The sequence below is a fragment of the Roseateles sp. PN1 genome (genome assembly GCF_038419725.1).
Taxonomy (GTDB): Bacteria; Pseudomonadota; Gammaproteobacteria; order Burkholderiales; family Burkholderiaceae_C; genus Paucibacter_A.
Map to the genome: position 1 here is coordinate 1 of NZ_JBCARA010000025.1, position 7377 is coordinate 7377.

A 7377-nucleotide genomic window follows, 5' to 3' on the forward strand; every position below is an offset into this window, starting at 1 on the left:
GGTCAACTTGTTTGACCGGTCATGGTTATCCCATTCGCTTGTACACGGTTGCTTCGTGAAAGTTGCCCTGATGCCTGGTGCCCAGGTGGTCAAACCATTCACATTGCACCATGGACTCTGGACTGTTGCTGTATCCCGTTACGGTCATCGTTTTTGTTTCTGAATTGAGTGAAATGACATCACCAATTTCAAACTTCTTGTTCATTAAATTTCTCCCAAAATATGAATTGAGCGGCGGCTAATCTACTTAAAAAAAACCAAATTGCATGAATTAAATGCACGCCTGGTATTTCCGTAGATCGAGCAGCCTTCCAAGATATTTAGTCGTTGTCTTAACAGTCGTTACACGGGATGGTTGGCTTGTGCGACTCAAGGAGAAATTGATTGCAGACCCTATCGATGGCCGAACAGAACGAGCTAATTTCGATGCTCGTTGAGCAGTACGGTTGGGGCCTGTCCTGTCAACAGTTTACCGAATTGATGCTTGCCAATTTTGAAGACATTCCAGGTCTGGAGAGTCTTTCGCCTCCGAGCGCTGCACAACTCTGCCACCTACTATGGAGAAAATACCGTGTCCAAAAACAATGCTCTGCCCGATTCAGCACCAAACGAATCGACTGACTCTTTGGAAATCGCCGTCAGTCTCGAAAAACCATCTGTGCGTTCTGCCATCGTTGATGGAAAGGCTCTTATCGACAGTGGTAAATCGAAAGCCGATGCCGCTCGCACGATTTTTGATCTGATCAAGAATGAGTCAAAAGAGGTGATCGTCGCAGCCTTTGTAGAAGGGGCAACGCTCACACCAAAGGGGGCACTGACCTACTGGTACAACTGTCGCCGTCGAGCATCAAAAGAGCCAAGTCGAAAGCGCTAAACATTGACATGAAGAGTTGAATAGACTCTTCAGTAATATGGAAATTGGCAAAATCTATCCATCCAGCCAATTTAATGTTACCGCCTGATCCGATCGATTTGTGACAACAAACAAATCAACGTCGATCCCCGGGAAAACGGACTGCAATGCCTTTAGCCGCTCCAGAACTTGGTCGGTCGGTGGACAATAATTCGGTCGAAAAGGCTTGTTCCTTCCGTTTTCCACATCCGTTTTCTTGCAAGGGATTCCGAGCGAACTCAACAATTCAGAGAATTCTCTGGCTGTGTATTCACTATCAGACTTTGACAAGCCGGCTTCACCATGGTGCCAAGCTGAACAAAGCATCTGTCGCAATCGCTTCAAGTCAGAATTGACCCGTTTCCCCATGTATTTTGACTGCTCAATCGTCATGCAAGACCGCACCTCCACATGCTGTGCGAATGCTTGGAATTGATGTATATCTTTCAAGCACATGAGACCGTCTTTTATATAGTCATCCCAAGCCTCACGAACTTCGTCGAAATTATCTATAGTCTGCCAAGGTTGGGTGCTGAACATAAGATGACTTGGAAAGCTACCGCTTGAAGTTGAAGACATATCTGCCCCACGAGGCTTGCGCTTCCAGTCAAATTCCATATTCAGCCGTTTGCTGAATACTTTTCCTACAAGGTCAGCGTTATGGTTGACCATGTCCCGAACACCGGTCATGCTTTCCACTCGAATCATCTTTTCAGGAGTTCGAGCGTAGAACATCATCACGATCTCATCGTTTTGATCTGTGATGGAGTCGAGTTCCGGCGGTGTGAAAATACCTCCTTTGGCCAGAACAACGGTATAGCTGTCATCCTTTCCAGGAATGATGCCGGGAACCAGTGTGGCTTGTCCTCGGGTTCGCCAACCTAGTGGTAATCGAATCTCGTGCTTTTTCTCCAGAACGGCAGCGCCTCCCGTAAGGTTCTCACGTGTTTCGGCAAAGAGCTTACAAAGACTCCCTTGTTGAGCAATTGCTACCTCAGCGTCGCTTGCGTTCGTCAGGAATCCATCCGTTGTACAACTGAATACACATGTGTCGGGGGCAAGATTGTTAATGATTTCTCCCAAGATGGCCCTGGTGAACGATGTGATGTAGGACGCAAAAAATGGATTAGTGATGGGGCTAGGCGGCAGTTCTTTTGTTAACTGGTCGCGCATATCAAATACGCGCTTTGATCGCAGTCCTTGGGCGGTTTTTCCGTAAGTCGAGTTGCTAATCTCTTTCCAGAAGAGTCCCTTCAATGTCTTCGATCCAGCCTCTTTCCTTCGCTTGAGACATTCTTTGATGAACTCTCCAAAGACTCGCACGGAGCCATCAGTTGGAACGATCACCCCTCGATTGATTTTGATCTTTGCCCCCAGCTTCAAGGCCACAACAAGTTCAGGCGAAGAGCAGTAGCTCGTCCCTTTCAAGGGAAACACTAGGCCATGATCGGTTCGAACTGGCATGGTTGGGAAACGCGTATTCTGCGGAAACTCAAAATCAACATTGGCAAACCCTAAAGTAGTGGCTGTGAACTTATAGGGGTCAAGTTCTTCATGTATCCCGGTCCATTGCGGCATGCCGATCAATGACATGGCCGTTGGATAAGCACTGGACAAGTCGAAGTCGGTCCAATTATCTTCAAAGCCCGGGCCAAACCAGAACTGTTCATTTCGGCCTCCGTGGTAGCTCTCTGTGACGAAATCAAGATGCCACGAAATTTGCTCGATATCAACCGTAGTCGTTTTCTCTTTGAAATAGCCCAGGCGTTTGTCGAAATAGCGCTTTTTTACAGACTCCTTTCCAACCACTTGAAGCGGATCAAGATTGAGTTTGTCTCGCCAGGTGTTCATCAGCAATTCAATTCCAATCGACGTCAAAGTGACTGGAATTTTTGTCGCTCCCGTAACTTCTTGATACTGCTGAATGACGCTTTCGATGTACTTCACGCAAATCGTTGCATCATTCAGTGCATACGCCCTGAAAATGCTCCAGTGGTCGCTACGAACCTTGTCCATGTTTCGAATCATTTGCCGATGAATATTTGGATCCTGATCAAGGACAAGCTTCGGGTGACCCACGAGTTCACCGATGCCTTTTAGGCTTCGTGAGGATTGAGGCGTCAGAAGCAGCGTATCGCGCAAGAAGATGTTGAGCGTTGATACAGTGCGCTTTTCAGAATCCTCGATAACAAGCTTCGTAGCCGCTCCGATGTTAATAAAGGTATTTCTCACGTTGGATAGTACCGGGATCAATTCCTGAAAATCAGCGAATGCGGGGACATCGGCACGAGTGAAATGACCAACCAAATATATGTCAGTTGGCAGGTCGGTCAAACCACTATCCTGAGCGCCAAGACCCAAGGCAAATACGATGAACTCCCCGAGCGTCATCCGCTCATCCTCCCTCGGGCAGCATATCCCTTGCCATTCCCGCCCGGACGATGTTTTTGCATGAAACTGATATGACAATACCTTGTACTTGGCTTTCCCTTCAGAGACCTCGTCGCGATCGACCAAGTAGTCGGGGGTTTTGAACTCAGTATCAAAACCCAGTATGAGGTAAGGCGTGTTACTCGGTACACCTTTCTTACTGCGCCGATTTGGAGTGCTTTCAGGCGAGCGCATTGATGTCGCTGAAAGTTTGATCTCTCGGGGGACAGGATCAAACATCAGCTCAGGTGGAGATTCAAACACTTTAACGGTGTCGCCTTGCTTCAAGACGTTGATAGAACGGCGATTTTGACTGGATGACGTTTGATCTTCACTCATAGATTTGCTTTCGGATCACTCGGCTGAAACTCGCTTGAAACACAGGTGCGGCATCAGTTTTTTCTGATGCCGCATGGATACATCAGTCGAAAGACTGTTCTGGTTTCTCGTCGATTTGGCTGAACAACTGGTCGAGCTCGCCCTTGCTTGCTGCTTCCTTAGCGTTGGTCAGAATCTTCTTGACGGTCTCAATCGAATCAACGCGCAGCCAGGCGTTTTGACCATCCAATTTCATCAAGAAGCGCCGATAGCGAAGACTGACCATGAAACCCTCATCAACGCGGGCAATCCAGCTGCCCGGTTGCTGAATCTTATTTACCCCGACCATATTCAATTGCTTTTGAACGCCTGCAATGAACAACTCTCGTGCGTGTTCAATCGGATTTGCAGAGCGGGAATTGCCCGGGCGTTTGGATTCAAATGACCCGAGGGTGGAAATGGCGTTGAAGAAGTTCATATGCGTTGGTCCTATAGATAAGTCAATGAAAGCAAGGAGTCCTTGCTATCGATCCGGTTTCGGAATCGATGAACGAATCATTTCAGGAGACGCGAGTGTTAACAAACCTATGTGCAAAACATATGTTTTACCCGTTAACATCTGAGGATGGAACCACTTGACGAGTACCGCTGCTGGTACGACCTGCTGCGCTTGTCGGATCGAACTCGCTGGTCTGAGAAGGTGGAGCGCGTGTTCGGAGACGTAGCTGAGCTGTCGTTTAGCGGCTGGTGGAGGGAACTCAAACCGCTGTTTGAACGGGTGCAGCCATTCACCGTTGAAGTCATCACTGATGCCGCCAACTTCAACCACTTCAACACGCAGTACCCCGAAGAAGACGGGATGGTTGTCTTCTTCCATTTACTTGCTCCTAGGACAGCGTTGCTGGCCGACTTTCAGAAACTGTTGGATGCAAGGCACGCAGGCAGGCCTGGCCGACCGAAGCATGAAGATTGGTCAGACCTTCAAATGGTTCGAAAGCCAGACGTTCGAGCGATTCGGAAGGTGATCAACGTCTACAAGGCTTCAGTGATCGAGCACAAGGGCCTTCCACAGTGGCGCATTGGCGAGCTATGCAAGGTAAACCTGAGTCGCTTGAAGGGGCAGGATGACCCGGACGATGAACGCCATCGAAAGCGAATTCTTTCGATCACCGTGAGTAGTCATATGAAGCGGGCGAAGACTCTCATTCGGGGTGTTGAACGTGGAGTTTTTCCGGCAAAAGATGACGAAACCCCTTGCCCCTGGTAGTTGGTGAAAAACGTTGGAGATTTCGGAAAAGGGCAGGACGAGTTGAAGCGGCTAGACGGTTGTCAGTACCCCTCAAACAGGCGAAGGTTGTCGTGATTCTCACGACAAACTGGACCCAACATGGCCATCGTCAAGCGCAGCAACAGTCCCAATTGGTACATCCAATTTCAATTGAATGGGACGACTTACATTCGCTCATCCCGCACAACAACTAAAAAAGTCGCGGAGCAAATGGAGATCGACTGGAAGGCCAAATTACATGGTCAGCAATTTCTGGGTCATCGAGAACGAATGACCGTGCGTCAGGCCATGGAGCAGTTTTGCGACTCCAAGCTAGGGACGCCGAACCACAAGAGCCTGCTCTACAGCGCAAAGGTCCTTCAGCGATTGCTGCCAGTCCACAGGGACATCAGCGACCTGACGTCGCATGACCTCGAACGGTTCAAGCGCGATCGCGCAGCAGAAGGGTCAAGCCCTCAAACGATCAAGCACAACTTGAATCTGGTTCGCTGTGCATGGAAGTACGCACGGAAGCTGGGCTTCCGCGTCAGTGAGCTGGAGTTTCCACAGATCAAGCTTCCAAAGACCCCACTGCGGTATCTGTCGGAGGATGAAGAGCGTCGGTTTCTTGCCTGCCTTGACCCGATGCGAGAAGGCACGGGCCTTCGCCCGTTTGAGGATCGTGACGCCGAGCTGAAGCGCTGTATGCAAGATGCCTTTGATCTTGTTGTCCTGCTGTTGGACACCGGCGCCAGATATGGCGAAATCGCAAATATTGAATGGACCCGTATTGACTTGGTCGAACGTTCGATCAAGCTGTGGCGGCCAAAGGTGCAGAACGAAGCCATTCTGTACATGACCGACCGAGTCAACGAAATTCTGAACCGGCGGGCATCAGTCCGAGCCGGGCAATTCGTGTTCTCGAATCGCAAGGGGGGGCCACGCGGCTATGTCAGCCAAGCCATTCGGAAAGCACTGCGCAAAGCTGGCCTGCAAGATTGCCGAATCCACACACTTCGGCACACGCATGCCTCAAGGCTTGTCCAAAACGGAATGAGTGTGTATGAAGTGCGGGAAATCCTTGGACACACCGACATCAAGACGACGATGCGTTACGCCCATCTCGAAGCGCGTCAGGTAACGACAAAGGCGAGAGATGTGATCAATCGCTTGAACATGCAAAGTCAGTCAACAAATTGATCCGTTCGTACCGGCCTGACTTCGAATCGCATCGCGAGCGCGAACAATCATGTCCATGAACGCAGCCCAATCAATGCGGCCAGAGGTGTGCAAATGGGCTAGCCGATCAAGGGTCGCCTCCGGGCTGTGAAAGAAGGCGTCTATCGAGAAGGACTCGGTTTCATCAATGGACGCCTCATCGGCGCAGGCGAATTGCCAACGCGATACCGTTGATTGCGCGTTTGGACGGAATCCGACAAACGCTATCGCCGCCTTGTTTTGGCAGACCTCACACAGCAACCTATTTTCGAACATCGCAAACCTGACTTGTAGTGACCGGTTCATTGTCACAGAACACAAGGGCCATCTTTGATGGCAAGCAGCGTTTGCTAGCTGTGTCGATAGGCAACAGAGGCCGTCAGGTCCTCGTGAAAAGTTCCCTTTCGCGCTCGTCATTGATGCCGACAAGGAAGACAGTTAAAACACTGTACAGACAGCGCTCAGCGTTGCTAGCAATGCTTCGTAGATACGGTCGATCTTGTCGACAAACGTGGCTCACTCCATTGTCGGCGGAGGGGCTCAGTTCCGAGGCGGCGCTAACATTGGTCGCCAATTCAACGGACTTTCGATGCCTCACACCTTAGCAATACAGCAAGCCTTTCAACATCCGCTCCTGCAACAGATCGTTGGTAACGCAATCGAACTGGTGCCGGAAATCAAACACGAGGGTTTGGTATGCACGGCACTGGCTGCAAGTCTTCGCGGCACGCAATCAGAGGCCCGGCGTGAGTTGAAGAAAAGTTCCCGCCGAAAGGTTGACATTTACTTCACGCAAGACCACACGGAGCTTGAAGCTAAGTACCACTTGGATTTCGATCTGCCAAAGGTCAGCAATGCTGTAGACAACTTCTCCCAGGTTAAGAAAAAGGTTCAGCGTCTAGGACGGGCAGGCTCATGGAATGCTGGTGAGGCAGTCATTTTCGAACTCAGCCGACTGGGGTCCGGTTACTTCCTCTGGTCCATTTGTTCGCGTGGCACAGACGCTCCCAATCGGATCTGTATGGAGACGCAACGGACGAAGTGGTTGAATGGTCTCGCTGTTAATCACCAAAATGATGTCCATGGGCATGTTCAGGCTGAGCTAGCTCGGTTGGCTGGCCTGATAGCTCAAGAAATGGAACTCACAGTCACACCCCTTTCCGAGATTCGGCAAGGACATTCTGTTTTGTTCTCCACACTTTTTCGTCGCGCTCAGGGCTAGGCGTCGATCGCCGTTGCAGTCTCATTGCCG

The 7377-nt window shown here is 50.1% G+C and carries 7 protein-coding genes; 4 read left to right on the plus strand and 3 right to left on the minus strand.

Annotated features, from left to right (window positions below; translation table 11 throughout):
- Positions 1-25: 25 nt before the first annotated feature.
- Positions 26-205: a YodC family protein gene (locus AABB87_RS22875; protein ID WP_341973582.1), complete on the minus strand. Its 180-nt coding sequence runs from the start codon at positions 203-205 to the stop codon at positions 26-28.
- Positions 206-571: 366 nt separating this feature from the next.
- Here AABB87_RS22875 and AABB87_RS22880 point away from each other — a divergent pair, with 366 nt between their 5' ends.
- Entirely contained in the window at positions 572-874 is a 303-nt protein-coding gene (locus AABB87_RS22880; RefSeq protein WP_341973583.1) for a hypothetical protein, read from the plus strand.
- Positions 875-928: 54 nt separating this feature from the next.
- Here the strand turns inward: AABB87_RS22880 and AABB87_RS22885 are convergent, their stop codons facing one another.
- Positions 929-3661 carry a DNA polymerase gene (locus AABB87_RS22885; RefSeq protein ID WP_341973584.1) on the minus strand — a complete coding sequence of 911 codons (2733 nt, stop codon included), beginning with the start codon at positions 3659-3661 and terminating at the stop codon, positions 929-931.
- Between the two features lie 82 nt (positions 3662-3743).
- The gene (locus AABB87_RS22890) at positions 3744-4118 is read right to left on the minus strand and encodes a hypothetical protein (protein ID WP_341973585.1); all 375 of its coding nucleotides are present in this window, start codon (positions 4116-4118) and stop codon (positions 3744-3746) included.
- A gap of 147 nt (positions 4119-4265) precedes the next feature.
- On the opposite strand from AABB87_RS22890, the gene AABB87_RS22895 reads away from it, so the two are divergent.
- The 3 genes from AABB87_RS22895 (at position 4266) to AABB87_RS22905 (ending at position 7347) form a co-directional block, all read left to right on the plus strand.
- Positions 4266-4907 (plus strand): hypothetical protein, encoded by a 642-nt coding sequence (locus AABB87_RS22895; RefSeq protein WP_341973586.1) that lies wholly within the window; start codon positions 4266-4268, stop codon positions 4905-4907.
- A 120-nt stretch (positions 4908-5027) separates the two neighbouring features.
- Positions 5028-6107, plus strand: coding sequence for a tyrosine-type recombinase/integrase (locus AABB87_RS22900; protein WP_341973587.1), 1080 nt, complete (start codon positions 5028-5030; stop codon positions 6105-6107).
- Between the two features lie 607 nt (positions 6108-6714).
- Entirely contained in the window at positions 6715-7347 is a 633-nt protein-coding gene (locus tag AABB87_RS22905; protein ID WP_341973588.1) for a hypothetical protein, read from the plus strand.
- Positions 7348-7377 lie beyond the last annotated feature (30 nt).